Genomic DNA, 17,907 nt, shown 5'->3' with positions numbered 1-17,907 from the left:
CGTGAGTTCAGCGGGGCAGGCCTTCGGCTGCAGCCAGTTGTCTGGCGTGCAGCTCACGGCGACGCAGACTCTTGCACTGATACAAGTCTTTGTCGGCGGCGCGGACCCAATCCTGGATCGTTTCTTTATCTGTACTGGTGGCAGAGCCATGATTGACACAGAGCTCGGCAAAACCTTCACTGGCAATACGCTGCTCCAGCCTCGGCAGTAAGTTCTGCAGTTGCTGCGCCTCGGCTTCCGGCAACAGCAAAGCAAAGTCATCGCCACCGATACGAAAAGGCTTTAACTTGGCCACAGACCAGCTCTTTAGCTCTTCGGCTATCGCCAGCAGCAATCTATCCCCTTCCCCATGCCCCAGGGTATCATTGACCCGTTTCAGCCCCTCAATATCCAGCAATACCAAGCGGTATCCTGGCTTGGGCATGCCACTACTCAGGCAGGAATCCGCCAGACTCTCATCATAGGCCAAGCGGTTGGCAAGACCTGTAAGGCTATCACTGCGAGCTCGTTCCCAAGCGATACCCAACTTGCGGATATACTCCTGGCGCTCTTCCGACAAGAGTTTGAGCTTGCTTGCCAACGCCAAGGACAACAGCAGAGCATCGGCAGTGCCACCCAGCAGAGTCGCCAGCTCGGCATATTCAAAGAAATCCGGGGTGATACCCATGTTACCGGGCAATATGATGATTGCCGGCAATAGCAAACAGCTGAAAGCCATAATGAAATAACGTGCCGGCGAGAAGCCTTTCATCAGACAGACATTACCGCAAACTATCGCCAGTCCAATCCAGAGCATGATAAGCACGGAAGCAATAATCGCTGTATAGGACAAAAGCCAGATACTGGTAGGCAGAGCCAGCACACAGGCCCACAACAAGATGCGACTGAGGCGCCAAAGCTTGGGCGAATAAAGAGAAAGCTGCAAAAAATTGTTATAGAACAAGATGTTCAATATTGGCAGACTGATAAAGAACAGGTGGTGCAACTCGAGTTGACGGAACTGAAACAGGTGCACCGGCAAGTGGAAGGTCAAGGCCCAGCCGCAGAAATAGGCCAGCACATAAAGACCGTACCAAAAGAACGCCTTGTCACGGGTGGTAAAGAAGATGAACAGGTTATAGCAGGCGATAAAAATCAAGCCCCCGAGGCATAGCACCACGGCTGTGGCATGCCTGTCGGCACTGAGTCTGTGTTCCCTTTCCGGTGCCAGACGGATCTCGGGTGCCGATGAGTAGTAACGGCTCTCGACCTTGACCACCAGCCAATAATCTATCCCCGGCTTGATGATGAACCGCCTGCCGTAATCAAACAGATACTGATAGTCGGCATCATAGCCAGAGTGGGCTTGTTGCATGCTGCCATCCTGCCCAAGCAGCAGAAGGTCGATGGATTCTATGATGGAGTTGCGTACGTCTATGACCCAAGACTGTTCACGACTGGCCACTTGCAGAGGGTGTACCATCCAGTAACTGCCGCCAGTCAAACTCAGGCTGGTTTCCTGTTGCGCCCGGATCCAAGCCGGAACATCATCGAACGAAGTCGGTGCCAGCTGTTGTGGCTCTGCCTTAAGAATGTAGCTGTTGTCGAGCACCTGAGCGGCCCAGGTACCCGCACTGAACAGAAACAAAATAGACGCCAGCAGTAGCCTGCAAAGGTAACCTGAGTGTTTATCCATATTGAAGGGCGAACGTTTGTCTGTCGGCAAATCGATTTCCGTCCAAGGCCATGGCCGTATCCTTATCCCTGAGTACACAAACGCCCAAGGCACTGAATCTATTTTTTATTGTTGATGATTTAACTCTATTTCGGTGAACCGCATTTTGCAATCCAGCTCACAGCATTCGTGATAAAATCCTGTCAGGAAATGCCAGTTTGCCACGCTCTGGTGACGAAAAAGTGTAACTTCAGTCTATTCTGACTCTATCCCCCACCAACTTGAGCATTTCTGTAGTGACATCCACTTGGTCATCCAACACTAAAAAGTACCACCCCACAGTATTGCCTGTGCCCCTGATACTCAGATAGTTACCCCAAAACTGCATCCCGGACTTGAGCAAGTTGTCACGACTGGCACGATTCTCTTCTCTAACTGTAGCAAACAATAGCCGGATCCCCATTTCCCGGGCGATTTGGATCCGTTTTTGGGTCAAGGCCGCCGCAATCCCCCGCCGTCTGTACTCAGGATGCACCATTAGATACCCAAGCTCGGCGATATCTCCGTGACCGGCCTTGATCACAGCGCAGCCCACCAGCTCCCCGGTCCCGTTTTGCGCCACTATCACGGCACGGGAGGCCATAAAGGCCTGATGATCCAAGGGGTGAGCATTATCGTCGCGGCTGTCCACCAGAGCACAGGCGGCAGCAATCAGGTCAGGGCTTTGAGCCAGGGAAAGCGTGATCTCCTGGACAGGATTAGGCATAGATACTCCTTTGGTGACTATACTTGGTGGATATGTGCGCTATTGAAAAGGCGCCCCGATAAAACTTAACCTCGGCTTAACCAGATTAACGTATGGCTAAAGGTTAAAGCCGCAATTAGTTCGGGAAGGTGCGAACAGGTCCCATGTGTGCTCTGCGTAGGCTTACAGGCCAGGATGCAAGGCGTGATTCGCAGCAAATGGCCTTAGTCCTTTGCAAGAAGCACAACACAGCAGACTGGCCTGTAAGCCACGCCCTTCGGGGCTTACACTGCAACCGGCTCTCTGCGTTATCCGACTTTGACAGGCCCCGGCATGCCTTCAGTCAGATGCCTTGAACGTCAATTGCTGTGTAAGCCAGAGTGCCACGAGGACCTGTTTGCACCTTCCTTATGTTAGCCCCATTAAGGGAGTTTGTGGCAGACAACAAACACTATTCTCTGAGTAACCCCGGGTAACCGGGTAGCTTTCACGCTCCGGGAAACAACAAGAGGAACCAAGATGAACCATAGTATCTCAACTATCGCACTGCTTTGCGGCTCAGGCCTGTTGCTGACTGCCTGTGGCGGCAGCGACAATGATACCCCACCGACACCAACACCCAATACCGCCAAAGTCAACTTCGCCGTATCTGATGCCCCGGTCGACAGCGCCGAAAAAGTGGTCGTGGCGTTTGACAAAATTGAGCTGGTACGGGAAGGACAGGATAATATCCTCCTCGAGGTCTCCGGGCCTAACGGCGAAAACTACCGCCAACTGGATCTGCTGGAGTATCAAGGCAACGACAGCGCTCTCATCCTCAGTAATGCAGAGTTGGAAGTCGGCACTTATTCACAGTTGATCCTGCATGTGGATGATACATCTGCAGAGCTCAGCTATGTGATCGACGAAACCGGTCAGGTAGAGCTCAAGCAACCCAGTGATAAACTGCGTTTAGGCAGCTTTGAAGTCGACAGTACCGGCGTTCAGCGCTTCACCATAGAGTTTGACCTGCGCCGCAGCCTGGTGGAAAACAAAAATGGTCAGCGCTATAACCTCAAGCCCCATGGCGTATCCATAGTCAACAACGCGACTGTAGCTTCCTTGTCCGGTGAGGTGGATATCAACCTGTTCAACGCCGGTGAATGTGCTGCCGATAGCGGCAACTTTGTCTACCTCTATCCCGGTCACGATCTGGACCCAGCACTGCTGACCGATAACCTAGATCCGGATGTCAATCAGAATGCCGTACCAGAAGGTGCCGTAGTGCCATATAACTCGGTCGAAGTGGAGTATGAAGCGGGTAACTTCGGCAAATACGCCTTTGGCTTTATTCCCGCCGGGGATTATACCGTAGCCTTCAGTTGCAGCGCGGAAAATGATGACCCAGAACAATATGATGGTCTCGTCATTCCCAACCCGGCCCCTCAGTTGCATCAGGTCACCCTGAACAACCAAACCGATACAGTGCAAGACTTCAACGCCGTTGTCGCCCAGTAGTTTTCAAAGCATTATGTGAAAGGGAGCCTGTGCTCCCTTTTGTTTTAACAGCTTTTTTCTTTTGAACGCCTTTTCTTTTGAGTGTCTTCTATTGAGCTCACTTTGCAGCAGTGGTCAATGCTGTCACATAAATAGCTAACGACTATAGATACAGCAAGGTTGCCAATCCAAGGAAGGTAAAGAAGCCGACAACATCCGTGACCGTGGTCAGGATCACCGAACCGGAAAGCGCAGCATCCTGATTGAATTTCTGCAATATCATGGGTACCGTCACCCCGGCCAAGGCCGCAACCAGCATATTGACCAAAATGGCTACAGCAATCGTCATACCTATCAGGTTATCGTCAAACCAGAGCCCGGCGACCAAACCTATGAGTACGGCCCAGAGAATGCCGTTGAGCGCCCCGATCCCAAGTTCGTTCTTCATCAAGGAAAACAGGTTACCTATGGATATCTGTCCCATCGCCATACCGCGGATCATCAGGGTCAATGATTGCGAACCGGCAATCCCGCCCATAGAGGCCACTATCGGCATCAATACCGCCAGCGCCACCACTTTTGCCAATACATCCTCGAACAGACCTATGGTGGCAGAGGCCAAAAATGCCGTCAGCAGATTGATCCCGAGCCAAATGGCGCGGCGACGAGCGCCCTTGACGATAGGCGCAAACAGGTCGTCAGACTCATCCATACCGACCGAGGCCATCAAACGCGCTTCATAGTGTTCACGCACCAAGGCGGTTGCCGTTCGCAGTGTCAAACGGCCGATTAAGGTGCCTTCAGCATCGATCACTGGCAGTTCAATGTCTGAGCTGTGCTCTATCGCTTCGGCCGCCTCTATCAAGGATGAATCTGCCGACAATACCCGGCTGTCCGGCTCGATAAGCGAAATAAGCGGGGTTTGTGGATCCTGGCGGAAAATCTCATAACGACTGACGGTTCCCTGGTAGTGATTATCCTCATCCACCAGATAGAGGTTTTCGCAGCAATCCAAGTCAATACGGCGGAAAAAACGTTGCGCCTGTTCCACCCGGCTCTTGTTACTGAGTACCAAAGCCTGATGCTCTGTGTAACGGCCTATTTCATTTTCCGAGTATTGATCATAAAGCTCGTAGCGCTTGCGTTGCCGCTCACCCATTTGTGCCAAAGCGCGGTCGATAAAGCTATCGGGCAGATAATCGCTCCACTCGATCATCTCTTCTGCAGACAGCTGCGCCAGCAACAGATCCACCTCTTCCACCGACATTTGTTTAAGAAGGCTCATCCTAGGTTCGGCACGCATCAAACTGAGCACAGCCGAACGTTCGGCAAAGGCTATCTGATCCCAGCGCTCATAGCGTTCATCCAGCGGCAAGGACTCCAGCAATAAGGCTATCGTGCCAGGTTCCGCCTCTTCGAGGATCTCACCAAAGACCTCGGCCTGAGCATCCCCTTCCAATAACGTTAATTGCTGTACTACCTGCCCTACCTCGGCTTGCGGTTGAAGCTCAGGCTCGGCTGCTGTTTGTGTCACTCAACTCTCCTCTATTTCTCTATGTGTCCTTGGAATAATATTTAGGTTGCGCACAACTAAATTGCGCACCACAAAATCATGTTGTATAGTTAAGCCTCAACCAAGGAGCCACTATGTCTAACTCAATATACGCTATCCCTGTGGAGAATATCCAAGGGCAACAAACGGATCTCAGTGAATTTCAGGGGCGGGTCATGTTACTGGTCAATACCGCCAGTGCCTGTGGCTTTACCCCCCAATATGCCGGATTGGAAAGCCTATATCAGGAATTCAAAGAGCAAGGCCTGGTGGTTCTCGGCTTTCCCTGTAACCAGTTTGGAGCTCAGGAAAAGGGCGATGAGCAGGAGATCCAGTCTTTCTGCGAATTGAATTTCGGGGTTAGCTTTCCACTGTTTGCCAAACTGGAAGTCAATGGTCCCAACGCTCACCCCTTGTTTATGCTGCTTAAGCAACAGGCCCCAGGCGTATTAGGTTCGGAAAGCATTAAATGGAATTTCACCAAGTTTCTGGTTGACCGACACGGCAAAGTCATCAAGCGCTATGCCCCCACGACCAAACCAGAGGCTTTGCGCAAGCAGATTATTCAATTACTAAGAAGCAAATAATCAATTGAAAAATAAAACAATTAAAAATTTATAATTTTTTTTCGAGATAGGGGGAACCAAAACATCATCACAGACTCCAACATAGTGAGCAGTGAATTTACTTTTTCATGTTCATCATTCTCCCTGAGGGGCTTCTAGCGCAGCCCCATTGATCTTCGATAGATCATAAGGCAGTCCTTAATGGCTGCCTTTTTTTATGTCCAATGACCAGGAGTTATCATTTAGCCGCTATGGGTCATGGCAGTCTTGCATAAGCCGCAAAACGTATAATTGAAAAAAACAATTCAGAAATTGAACTTTCCTCTGTTCTTTGACTCCAAAACAATGAAGCGATTCAACATGTTCATCATCACCTCCCTTGGATGGGAGCCCAAACGCTAGCGCAATGGGTTTTCATTCTTTGCACCACTTTGTTTTGTACGAATTAGTTTTGTACGACCTTGTATGGCAGCCCCTTGGGTTGCCATTTTTTTATGTCTGGATATCCGCCTTTTCGCAACCGACTGCCCCGCCAGGAACGCTTCAAAAAAATTTTTATCCTGCCGGGAAACTTTTTCGCAAAAGCCGACTCTGAATAACAGAACCTTTTTCAAGTGTTTCATCATCACCTCCCTTGGATGGGAGCCCAACGCTAGCGCAGCGGGTTTTCATTCTTTGCACCACTTAGTTTTGTACGAATTAGTTTTGTACGAATTAGTTTTGTACGAATTAGTTTTGTACGACCTTATATGGCAGCCCCTTGGGTTGCCATTTTTTTATCCTACAGCTCGACTCATTCGGATAGATAAATAGTTAATGCCAATATTGCCATTCAAGAAAATGAAAATACTGAGTCAAACGCACTGTAAGATCCTAATGTGACAGACTTTTTGGGGTTATACTGATAGGAGTGAAGCCAATAAAACTGAATTATTTTGCTTGGTGCGGGAACTCGCGGAAAAATAGACAGTCAGAATTAATGAACAGAGTGTTTCATCATTATCCTCCCTTAAAGATGGTTTCTAGCGCACCATCCAGAGTTTAGATTGAACTCTGACAGCGACCCAAATGGGTCGCTTTTTTTATGTCTCACTTTTGCCACGTATCAGGCCCATTGAGGCGTGACTTGTGAACTTTGTAAGAGCGTGGTCAGCAGATAGGCTAACTTATCCAGCATCAGCTTCAGCCCTTTGGGCATACTTTGAACATCTATGCCAAGCAGCAAATTTTTAACCTCGAGGCCCAATTCGGTATCGCCTTCTATACTGAGACGTCGCTGAAAGAACAGAGTATCGGGATCTTCCTTGGCGGCGGCGACCAACAAGAGTTCAGCGCTATTGGCACTGAAGGTGACTTCCGGGGCCACGAAAGGCCGCACCTTAAAACCTTGTTCGAAACTGACTTCAAATGCCAATTCCATGTCCTCGACCCGGACCCCAACCCATTGCCCTTCGAGAAAATCTAACTCTCCATCCTTAACTTGCTCACTGAGCAAGACGGCCAACAGTTGCTGCAACACACTGGCCTTGACGGCAAAAGGAACCAGAGTCAGCGGCTTGCCAACCAACTTGGGTGCCAGAGTGAGAATATCGCGCGCCGCCTTGGCGGTTAAAGCCTTGCGCATCTTGAGTTACTCCTGATAAAAATGCCAAAACTTCAACAGTCTAACCAAGTTTTATATTCATAAACCTGCTTCATATCAATTCTATGGCAGGCAAAGGTCGATAGACTGTAGTTCTGTACACAACAGGGAGAAAGTTAACATGGAACTTCTGTGTCCGGCCGGCAACTTGGCATCACTCAAGGCTGCTCTCAACGCCGGCGCCGATGCCCTCTATCTGGGGCTGAAAGACGACACCAACGCCCGTTCATTTGCTGGGTTGAACTTCACTCCAACCAAGCTGCAACAGGCGGCCAAAGAAGTTAAATCCCAGGGGCGTAAGCTGTATCTGACCATCAATACTTTTCCGCAACCGGGAGAAGAGAAACGTTGGTATCAGGCCGTCGATCTGGCCGCCAATACAGATATTGATGGACTGATCATGGCCGATCTATCTTTGTTGGACTATGCCCACAGCCGTTACCCTCATTTGCGACTGCATCTGTCGGTGCAGGCCAGTGCCACCAATCTCGGCGCCTTGGCTCTCTATAAACGTGAATTCAACATTGAGCGCGCCGTGCTCCCCAGAGTACTCTCCATCAAGCAGGTCAAAGATCTCGCCAAGGCCAGTCCGGTTGACCTGGAGGTCTTTGCCTTTGGCAGTCTGTGTATCATGGCCGAAGGGCGCTGTCAGCTGTCTTCCTACGTGACCGGAGAATCGCCCAACTCAGGTGGTTCCTGCTCACCGGCAAAACACGTGCGCTGGCAGGAAAACCAAGGCTGTCGCCAGACCCGTCTCAACGAAGTCTTAATTGATAGCTCGGGACTGAATGAACAGATGGGTTACCCTGTGGTGTGCAAGGGACGCTATCTGACCGAGGAAGATAGCCAACCAGGGTTCCTGCTGGAGTCCCCCACCAGCCTCAATACCCTGGACTTGTTACCAGAGCTGGCTCAAGCCGGCATAGTGTCACTCAAGATTGAAGGACGTCAGCGCAGCCCCGCCTATGTGGAACAGGTTACCCGGGTTTGGCGTCAGGCGCTGGACACTTATCAGAATGCGCCGGAACGATTCCAATCCAAACCCGAATGGCATGCCGCGCTAGCCAAAGTTTCTGAGGGACAAACCACCACACTGGGTGCCTACGAGCGCAGCTGGCAATAGGACGTTTTCTATGAATATCTCTCTTGGCCCGCTACTCTATTGCTGGCCTAAAGCACAGGTACAAGCCTTCTACCGTGACGTTGCAGACAGCACTATTCCACAGGTTTACTTGGGTGAAGCCGTTTGCAGTCGGCGGCGGCAGATGAAGTTTGCCGATTATCTGGCCCTGGCCCATGAGCTCAAGGCCGCCGGCAAACAGGTAGTACTGTCAACACTGGCCTTAATAGAGGCACAATCCGAGCTCAAAGAGCTTAAGAAACAACTCGATAATGGCGACTTTCTAATTGAAGCCAATGATATGGCCGCCGTAGGTATGGCGCGAGAGCAGGGACTGCCTTTTGTTTGTGGGGCCAGTATCAACAACTACAACAGAGCTAGCCTAGATAAACTGCATCAGTGGGGCATGCAGCGCTTTGTGATGCCCATTGAGCTGTCAAAGACTTGGCTGCAAAAAGTCATCTCTCCGGCACCGAATTTTGAAATCGAGGTATTGGGTCATGGCTACTTGCCCTTGGCCCACTCGGCCCGTTGTTTTACCGCCCGCCACAAAGGCCTGGCGAAAGATGACTGTCAAACAGTATGTCTTGAGTATCCCAAAGGGCTGCTAGTCCAGACTCAAGAGCAACAGCCGCTATTGCGACTCAACGGCATACAGACTCAGTCGGCAGCCCATTGCGACCTCAGACGGGAAATACCAGAAATGAAACGTTTGGGCGTTGACTGGTTCAGGGTATCACCGGATAGTCATGATTCCATCGCACTGGCGGAATCTTTACAGCTAGATGACGGGAATGAAGTCGATGCTGAAGTCAGCAAAGAAGCCTGTAATGGCTACTGGCACGATGCACCTGGCATGCTCTATCAAAGACTTTGATAAAACTCGGTACTTATGCCCCTTAAGCAAGCTCCTAAAAAAGCCATAGACTCTCAGCCAAAGCTGTAATCTGGCGACCATCAATAAGGACTTTCAATCGGCTCCTGTTCATCGGGAGCCTTTTTTGTGCACAGCAGCAAACACAGGACCCAAATCATAAAGCTACCGACACCCAACCACTGGAGAAAAGCTGGCCACCAAAAGTCAGGCCGGGGAAATTGCAACACTAACTCATAATAAAAGGGGTTGTCGCCCTCGGTAATACCAAGTTCCAAATACGGTAGGAGTAGAAAGGCGCCCAAGCAGGCACCACTGAGGCTTCCTGGGATCAGAGGCCACAGCGTTGTCCGCCCCATGGGACGTTGCAGCAGGTAAATCAGATAACAACCGACACTGATGCAACCAAAGATAAAAAACCACTTCAGCATTAAAGTATGCAGATGATAAACATTGACAGGAAACAGACCAACACCGGCCAACGCCATGCAAGTCAGGGTCAAGCTGATGTACAGGAGGTGATCACTCAACAGGCGAGACAACTGCAAGGTGAATAACCAACAGAGCACCAAACTCAAGCTACCGAAAAACAAGCCGCCATTGAGCAGTACCGCCAATTTTGAATGGCCGTAACTCCCCAGTTCACTCAAGCTGTGGTTAAGCAGGCTGAAGGCTTGCCCATCATTACTCTGATAGCCCCAGATCACCAACCCCAGGCCCAGCAGTATGCCAAAGAGTCCCAGCAAACCAAAGCTCAACGCCATTCTTGCCAGTCTCTGTGTTCTCTGCATGACTGTTATCTGCCCCTGATTAAACTTCTGTTACCTAAGTTACATGCTCCAGTTTTTTTTTAAAGCCCGGGTTAGACCTTTTTGCGTTACCGATCGCTTATTTACCCGAGTTTAAACTACAAAACCGGTTGTTTGTCGAATTATTGTACCTTGATGCTTTAGCCATTCTTTGCGGCCTTGGAATACCCAGCCGCTGACTTAGGATAACAACTTGAGAAACCAAGATAATGACAGTTCGAAAAACGGCGCCCCCATGAGCAAAAGCAGAATTCACTATAGCAAACTGATAGACAGTGTATTTGCAGAGCTTTCTTCCGGTCTGGACACCGACCATCGAATTTTCAATTTTTATACATATCAATAACCTGCAAACATTTTACCCCTAAAGAAATTGCAAAAAGCACTCACTCAAATAACCACATAAATGTTATGCTTATCACACTTAAAACGATAATAAGGCCTGAATCAACATTGGGCCGCTAACTCTGAGTCTGAATAAAGATGTCCACAAGGAATTCCACCACCACAGACAGGGAAGTCTGTCTGCAATCCACCGATGAACTTATCTCTACTACAGATCTTCGCGGCGTTATCACTTACGTTAACCCCGCTTTTGTCGAGATCTCGGGGTTCTCTGAAACCGAGTTACTGGGTCACAGTCATAATAAGGTTCGCCATCCCGACATGCCCAGGGCAGCCTTTGCCGAAATGTGGCAAAGCCTCAAGGCAGGAAATACCTGGCGGGGATTAGTTAAAAATCGTTGTAAAGACGGGGGGTTTTATTGGGTTGACGCCTTCGTATCCCCCATCTTTGAGCAGGGAAAAATCATTGGTTATCAATCGGTCAGGGTTAAGCCCAATCAAGAGACTGTCAAGCGGGCCATCAAAATATACGGTCGCCTTAACTTAGGCAAACAGGTCAAAGATCCGCTGACGCTGACACAAAAACGCTTGCTTTCGGCACTGATGGCCGGGGCAGGCCTACTGCTCTGTGGTTATATTTGGGGTTGGGGCGTGATGTTGGCTGGCGCCATGTTAATGGCGCTCAATTTGATTATTTTTTATGACGAAGCCTTTCGTATTCCGGCACGATTGATGGCACTCAAACAAGAATACGACTCTGTGAGTCGCTTCATCTATGCTGGCCAGGATACCTCATCCGTGCTCGAATTCCAGTTACAGCGTAAGGCTGCGATGCTTCAGGGCGTATTGGGCCGGACTCAGGATCAAGCGCTGAAAACCAACGACATTGCCGATCAACTGGTGGTGGCCACCGAGCAGGCCAGAGTCGGCATGGATTTGGAACAGCAACAGATGCAGCAGATAGCCAGTGCCATTGAAGAGCTGCACGCCACCATCAGTGAGGTGGCCGACAATACTCAGGCAACCTCAAATCGTATAGATCAAGCCTACAGTCTCTGCTGCCAAAGCCGTGATGCGATGCATCAGAACAGCGAACATATACTTCACCTGGCCGATGATGTTGCCAGGGCGGCTTCCAATGCCAAACAACTGAACGATGAAGCACAGCAGGTTGCCAATGCCATGTCGGAAATCGATGCCATTGCCGATCAAACCAACTTGCTGGCTCTCAATGCGGCCATAGAAGCGGCCAGAGCCGGCGAACAGGGACGTGGCTTTGCCGTGGTCGCCGATGAGGTCAGAGCCTTGTCCGGCCGTACTCAACAATCCACCAAGAGTATCTCGGCCAGCATAGAGGCCATGTTCAGCATGCTGACCCAGTGGGCCAATGAAATGGAAGCCAGTAGACAGCAGGCACAAGCTTGCGCCACTCAAGCTCTGTCGGCAATGGAATCTATCAACACGGTCAACCAAGGAATGAGTGAAATTCATGATCTCGCCAGACAAAACGCCGTAGCAGCCACCCAGCAAGGGCAAGTGGTACAGGAGATAGCAAGCGGCATCCAGACAATTCACGGCGCCACCAATGATAACTTCTGCGCTCTATGTCAGGTTGAACAAGCCGTATTGCAACTAAAAGCCAGTGCCGACAGGTCGTTGAACCTGAGACAGACCTTCGGATGAAGCTTAACCGGGTTGAGCAACAAATATTTAACCAGCTATTTTTTAAGACATTTTCATAAGGGACTGCTCAAACAATAATTACGCAAAGACGAGAAATAACTATGCTGTTGTGATCAAAGAGACAGAACTGACAGCGAATGAATTTACATAGCCACGTTAAGGGGGTAATCTTGCCCCCCTAAATTCGGGGGCGGGTTGCATGAAAATGCATACAAAGCCAATATTGCCCCTAGCGAGTAACTTTGTTACTCATCCATTAGTGTAAATTCAGGGTGTAATAACCGTGGCAGAAGCAAAACAAACCCGCAACATAGCAACCTTACTCACCTTCCTGGTGCCATCCCTGCTCGGCGTCTTACTCTTTATGACGCCTATCAGTTATAACAATGAATTGACCATTCCTGTGGCGGTGTTGGCCGGTGAACTCAAAAGTTTGCTCAATGATTATTTGACCAGCATAATTTGCGCCATAGTGGTATTTATGGCCACGGCCAGTGTGTTGGTGAAACTCCTGCGTCCCGGCTTCGTCCGCCACAGCAAGTTTCTTAACTCTCTGTTGAATATCAGCCCTGCCTGGCTCTTGGTTAGAGTGTTGGGAGCAATATTTATCTGCCTGACCTTCTTCCAGGTTGGCCCTGAGATGCTCAGAGCCGATTCCACCGGCGCCTTGGTGATGAATGACCTGTTGCCACTGCTGTTCTGTGTGTTCTTTTTTGCCGGTATGTTCCTGCCTTTGTTGCTCAACTTTGGCCTGTTAGAACTCTTCGGTACCTTACTGACCAAATTGATGCGGCCGGTGTTCAACCTGCCGGGGCGCAGCGCCATCGACTGTATGGCTTCCTGGCTCGGCGATGGCAGTGTCGGGATTTTGCTAACCAGTAAGCAGTATGAAAACCGCTTCTACACCCAGCGAGAGGCGGCAGTTATCGGCACCACCTTCTCGGCAGTCTCCATCACCTTTACCCTTGTGGTGCTCACTCAAGTGAAACTGCAGGCGATGTTTGTGCCCTTCTACCTGACGGTCTGTCTGGCCGGCATTGTTGCCGCCATAATAGTGCCCAAGTTGCCGCCGCTGTCGCGCAAGAAGGATGTTTATATTGATGGCAGCCCCAGACAGAAAGGTGATGAGTCGCTGCCCGAAGGTCATAACTCCCTGTCCTGGGGGCTGGATCTGGCGCTTACCAAGGCAGCCAATACCGGCGGGATATTTAAGGTGCTCTCCGAAGGGGTAAAGAATGTCGTCGATATGATCTTCGGTGTACTCCCTGTCGTAATGGCAATAGGTACCATAGCTCTGGTCATCGCCGAATACACCCCGGTATTTGACTATCTTGGCAAGCCTTTTATTCCATTGTTGGAACTGATGCAGATCCCCGAAGCTACCCAAGCCTCCAAGACCATAGTCGTCGGGTTTGCCGATATGTTTATCCCCTCGATTCTGGCCACCAGCATAGAATCCGACATGACACGCTTTGTGATTGCGGCACTATCTGTCACCCAATTGATCTATATGAGTGAAGTAGGTGCCTTGCTTATCGGCAGCAAGATACCGGTGAAAATCTGGGAGTTGTTTGCCATCTTCCTGCTACGAACCCTGGTGACTCTGCCTGTGATTGCCGGGATGGCGCACCTGCTGTTCTAAGGGCAATTTAGCCGAACTTCCCCACAACGGCCGCGACACGCGGCCGTTTTTATTTCTAAGCACTAGAATGTGCTAACAAAATTCGCATTTCGGCCACCAGCATCTACACTGAAAAAAGTTCGTTTTTGAGGCTTTTCGGTGAAAATCTTTGCGTTACTGCTCCTTTTTACGGCACTTTGGTGCCTCGATAGCCTGACGCCGTCATTAGGCTATCGCCCTGTCCTTGAGCAATTTCAGGCCGAAGACGGCTTGTCGATGAACACTGTCAATGACCTCGCCACAGACGATCGTGGTCACCTGTGGATAGCCACCCAGGCCGGACTCAACCGCTTCGATGGCGAACATTTCAGGCTCTACAGTAAGCAGGACGCTCCCTACGGCCCTAGTGGCAATCACATTGAAAGGCTACTGTTTTCAAGCCAGAAGGAGTTGTGGCTGCTGACCTTGAGCGATGGCCTGAATCTTTATCATCCGGACAGTGGCCGCTTTGAAATATTGGGTGCCGAAGCCGATCTGCCGCTGACAGGGATCCGCGAGCTGGCAGAAGACAAGCAAGGCATGCTCTGGCTGCTGATGGATGATGCCAAGGTTTGGCGCTACGACCCCAAACGCCGCCAACGCCTGGATAGCCAGCAGCTTCAGACAAATACCGTTTCACAACTGAGGTTTTATGCAACGCCTTCCGGCGACTTGTATCTTGCAGGAGACTCGCTCTGGCAGCTGGATGACAGCAAGTCCTGGCAACAGGTGACAATATTGCCGCAGTCTGCTCAGGTAGAGTCTCTGATACAGGCCAAGGACGGCAGTTTATGGCTCGCAAGCAAAGGAACGCTCTGGCACTGGTCTTTGGGAACCGAGGCTGTGCCTTACTCCATCAACCAACTTGGCGATGCCGGCATTCGGCATATGGTTTTGGATCCACAGCAACGGCTCTGGTTGGCGGTGGATAAACTCGGTCTGCTGCGGTTTACACCTCAAACCCGGGAGCTTCTTTGGCAACAAAACAGCGATGGCAAGACCATCCAGACGCTGCATCTGGATGACAGCAACCAACTTTGGATAGCGACCAAGGGAGCCGGTCTCGGTAAGCTGGATCTCAATCAGGAAGCCATGGGAAAACTGCTCCCCAACAGTTTCGAGAACCACAACCTGGGTAATGGCGATGTCAGAGCGATTTTTCGCGATCATCAGGGGCAACTCTGGGTCGGCACCGCCAGCGGCCTTTATCAGGCACTGGAGTCTGACTCGGGCAAAATTCAAGGCTTCAAACCATCGCCGCTGGCAAGCCAACTGCTGGATAAGGCCTTTATCGGCTTTATCAAAGAAGACAGTCAGGGCCGGCTGTGGATTGGCACTCGGGGTGAAGGCTTACTGATCTTCAATGCCGAGCGCGACAGCTATCTGCACTATCGCCATCAGGCCAATGAACCGGGCTCACTGCCGGCCAATACTCTCTACAGTTTAACCTTTGACCAAAGTGGCATTGCCTGGATAGCAACCAAAGAAGCCGGAGTCAGCCGTTATCTAGGTATCGAAAAAGGTTTTGCCGCACCGGATGCCGCGCAGCTGCCAAAAACAGAAACCACTTCGATACTGGAGGATAACGGCGGCAATATCTGGATCACCAGTTACGGTGAAGGCCTATTCAGGCTCAAGCCGAATGGCAGCGTATCTCATTGGTCCACAGATACTGAAGTCCCTCTACCCAGCAAACACCTGTTTTCCATCTACCAACACCCGGATGGACAGTTATGGGTAGCATCCAGCGACGGTGTATTCTCATTCAGCCCGGATAGCGGGCAGTATCAAATGTTTGACCGCCAACACGGCCTGATAGGCGATGTCGCCTACCTGATGCAACATGATGCCGACAACAAGCTCTGGATTGGCAGCGCCAGCGGCCTGTCATGGCTGGATCCCGCAACAGGCACAAGCCGGAATTTTGCTTATGAAGATGGCTTGCAAGCCAACGAGTTCAACTTTGGCGCCGGGTTTCTCGATAGGGACGGTAGCCTGTTTCTCGGCGGTGTAAAAGGCCTCAACCATATTCAGCCCCCCGCTTTACCCGCGAGGAAACCTCCGGCGCAGCCGATCATAGATGAGCTGCAGGCACTGGGGCAGATACAAGAGCACGCACCCAAGCCCTGGAACCGACAGAAACTGGTTCTGGGGGTTGATGCCTTCCCCCTGAGTCTCAAATTCCACAGCCCGAACCTGCATCACGCCAGGCATCTTGAGTATCAATACAAACTCGAAGGCATGCAGCAGGAGTGGCTCAATACCCGGGGGGCCAGAACTGCCTTCTTCCCGGCGCTCAAACCCGGTGACTATCGCTTTATGGTCAGAGCCGTGGATATTGACGGCAATACCAGCCCGGCGCAGAGCCTGCAGCTGAGCATAACCCCCAGGCCCTGGCAAAGCCCCTGGGCTTATACTATTTACAGCTTATTGTTGCTGAGCCTGATATTTGGCTTTGCTTATAACAGGTGGCAGAAGTTTATTGAGCAACGAAAACTGCTGCAACAGGTGGCGAGCAGCGAGCAAAAGCTGCAACTGGCACTTATCGGCAGTGGTGATGAGTTTTGGGATTGGGATTTGCAAGCACAGGAAGCCAATCGCAATAACGCATTTCTCTGGTATCCCGAGCCCGAAACCCACCTGAAAGATACGCTGGAGCGCAGTGTCCATCCCGAAGACTTGCCGCTCATCTGGCCCGAGATTGATGCCTGCCTCCATAAAGGCCGGCAAGAATTTGAACTCAGCTATCGCGGCAAGACCCAGGACGACAGCTGGCTTTGGGTACTCAACCGTGGCCGGGTCATGGCCAGGGATCAAGAGGGGCGCCCTTTAAGGATTACAGGAACCATCAAGGATATTCAGAAACTGAAAGAAACCGAATCGGCACTGCGTCGCTTCAATCAGGAGTTGGAGCTGAGGGTTAAACAGCGCACAGAAGCACTGCAACAGAGCAATGATGAACTGAACCACACCCTGGAAGAGTTACAACTTGCGCAGTCTGAACTGCTGGATAAGGAGAAAATGGCCACACTTGGTGGTCTGGTTGCCAGCATCACCCATGAAGTCAACACTCCCATAGGTATCTGTGTCACCGCGGCTTCGCATCTGGCGGAGAATGTTAAAGCCTTCAACAAGCGCTTTTACGCCGAGGATGTCGATCAGCAGGATTTCGAACAGTACCAGAGTGAAGTGGCCGACTGCAGCCGACTGATGCTGACCAACCTGGAACGCGCCGCCAAGCTGATCCGCAGCTTCAAACAGCTCTCCGTCGATCAGTCCCATGAAGAACTGCGGGAATTTAACCTGGGGCACTATCTGGATGAGATTTTCCTGTCGCTCAACCCCATGCTGCACCGCTCGCCTCACAAGTACAGCTATCAATGCCCAGCCGACATCACCCTCAACTCCACTCCGGGCGTCTTTTACCAAATTATCAGTAACCTGTTTACCAATTCGCTGGTACACGCCTTTCCAGAAGGAAGCGAGGGACGGATGTCGCTCAATGTCAGCCGCACAGATAACGGCATAGAGCTTGTCTACCGTGATGATGGTTGTGGCATGAACACCGAAGTACAGCAGAATATTTTTGTTCCCTTTTTTACCACCAAACGCGGTAAAGGCGGCAGTGGCCTGGGGATGAACATAGTCTATAACCTGGTAACTCAAGTACTTGGCGGCGAAATCCGCCTGATCAGCGCACCGGGTCATGGCAGCGAGTTCCGCATCATACTGCCAAATGATATAGAGGTAAGTTCAGGGGCGTCACAATAAGGTCATCAAG

13 protein-coding genes are annotated in these 17,907 nt (G+C 50.8%); 7 read left to right on the top strand and 6 right to left on the bottom strand.

Features of this window, described 5'->3' with window-relative positions:
- Positions 1-7 precede the first annotated feature (7 nt).
- Positions 8-1,675 (bottom strand): diguanylate cyclase, encoded by a 1,668-nt coding sequence (locus tag K5621_RS06130; protein WP_221051130.1) that lies wholly within the window; start codon positions 1,673-1,675, stop codon positions 8-10.
- A gap of 229 nt (positions 1,676-1,904) precedes the next feature.
- Positions 1,905-2,420 (bottom strand): GNAT family N-acetyltransferase, encoded by a 516-nt coding sequence (locus K5621_RS06125; RefSeq protein WP_221050708.1) that lies wholly within the window; start codon positions 2,418-2,420, stop codon positions 1,905-1,907.
- Positions 2,421-2,918: 498 nt separating this feature from the next.
- Here K5621_RS06125 and K5621_RS06120 point away from each other — a divergent pair, with 498 nt between their 5' ends.
- On the top strand, positions 2,919-3,896 hold the full coding sequence (locus tag K5621_RS06120) for a DUF4382 domain-containing protein (protein WP_221050707.1): 978 nt from the start codon (positions 2,919-2,921) through the stop codon (positions 3,894-3,896).
- A 142-nt stretch (positions 3,897-4,038) separates the two neighbouring features.
- On the opposite strand, the gene K5621_RS06115 is transcribed toward K5621_RS06120, so the two are convergent.
- A complete protein-coding gene (locus tag K5621_RS06115; protein ID WP_221050706.1) occupies positions 4,039-5,409 on the bottom strand; it encodes a magnesium transporter in 1,371 nt (456 codons plus the stop codon).
- A gap of 113 nt (positions 5,410-5,522) precedes the next feature.
- Between K5621_RS06115 and K5621_RS06110 the strand changes: the two genes are divergently transcribed.
- The gene (locus K5621_RS06110; protein ID WP_100141981.1) at positions 5,523-6,014 is read left to right on the top strand and encodes a glutathione peroxidase; all 492 of its coding nucleotides are present in this window, start codon (positions 5,523-5,525) and stop codon (positions 6,012-6,014) included.
- 377 nt (positions 6,015-6,391) lie between these two features.
- On the opposite strand, the gene K5621_RS06105 is transcribed toward K5621_RS06110, so the two are convergent.
- The gene (locus K5621_RS06105; RefSeq protein ID WP_221050705.1) at positions 6,392-6,616 is read right to left on the bottom strand and encodes a hypothetical protein; all 225 of its coding nucleotides are present in this window, start codon (positions 6,614-6,616) and stop codon (positions 6,392-6,394) included.
- 482 nt (positions 6,617-7,098) lie between these two features.
- Positions 7,099-7,617: a ubiquinone anaerobic biosynthesis accessory factor UbiT gene (gene ubiT, locus K5621_RS06100; protein WP_221050704.1), complete on the bottom strand. Its 519-nt coding sequence runs from the start codon at positions 7,615-7,617 to the stop codon at positions 7,099-7,101.
- Between the two features lie 139 nt (positions 7,618-7,756).
- On the opposite strand from ubiT, the gene ubiU reads away from it, so the two are divergent.
- Entirely contained in the window at positions 7,757-8,758 is a 1,002-nt protein-coding gene (gene ubiU, locus K5621_RS06095; RefSeq protein ID WP_221050703.1) for a ubiquinone anaerobic biosynthesis protein UbiU, read from the top strand.
- Between the two features lie 10 nt (positions 8,759-8,768).
- Entirely contained in the window at positions 8,769-9,632 is an 864-nt protein-coding gene (locus K5621_RS06090) for a U32 family peptidase (RefSeq protein ID WP_221050702.1), read from the top strand.
- 80 nt (positions 9,633-9,712) lie between these two features.
- On the opposite strand, the gene K5621_RS06085 is transcribed toward K5621_RS06090, so the two are convergent.
- The gene (locus K5621_RS06085) at positions 9,713-10,420 is read right to left on the bottom strand and encodes a DUF998 domain-containing protein (RefSeq protein ID WP_221050701.1); all 708 of its coding nucleotides are present in this window, start codon (positions 10,418-10,420) and stop codon (positions 9,713-9,715) included.
- 501 nt (positions 10,421-10,921) lie between these two features.
- On the opposite strand from K5621_RS06085, the gene K5621_RS06080 reads away from it, so the two are divergent.
- The 3 genes from K5621_RS06080 to K5621_RS06070 all read left to right on the top strand — a co-directional run bounded on the left by K5621_RS06080 (position 10,922) and on the right by K5621_RS06070 (position 17,897).
- Positions 10,922-12,466 carry a methyl-accepting chemotaxis protein gene (locus K5621_RS06080; RefSeq protein ID WP_221050700.1) on the top strand — a complete coding sequence of 515 codons (1,545 nt, stop codon included), beginning with the start codon at positions 10,922-10,924 and terminating at the stop codon, positions 12,464-12,466.
- Between the two features lie 283 nt (positions 12,467-12,749).
- Entirely contained in the window at positions 12,750-14,108 is a 1,359-nt protein-coding gene (locus K5621_RS06075) for a YjiH family protein (protein ID WP_245003141.1), read from the top strand.
- A 138-nt stretch (positions 14,109-14,246) separates the two neighbouring features.
- Complete coding sequence (locus K5621_RS06070) at positions 14,247-17,897, top strand: two-component regulator propeller domain-containing protein (RefSeq protein WP_221050699.1); 3,651 nt, start codon at positions 14,247-14,249, stop codon at positions 17,895-17,897.
- Positions 17,898-17,907: the final 10 nt, after the last annotated feature.

Source organism: Shewanella carassii, assembly GCF_019670705.1.
Classification (GTDB): Bacteria; Pseudomonadota; Gammaproteobacteria; order Enterobacterales; family Shewanellaceae; genus Shewanella; species Shewanella carassii.
This window is presented reverse-complemented; position numbering and strand designations above follow the sequence as displayed.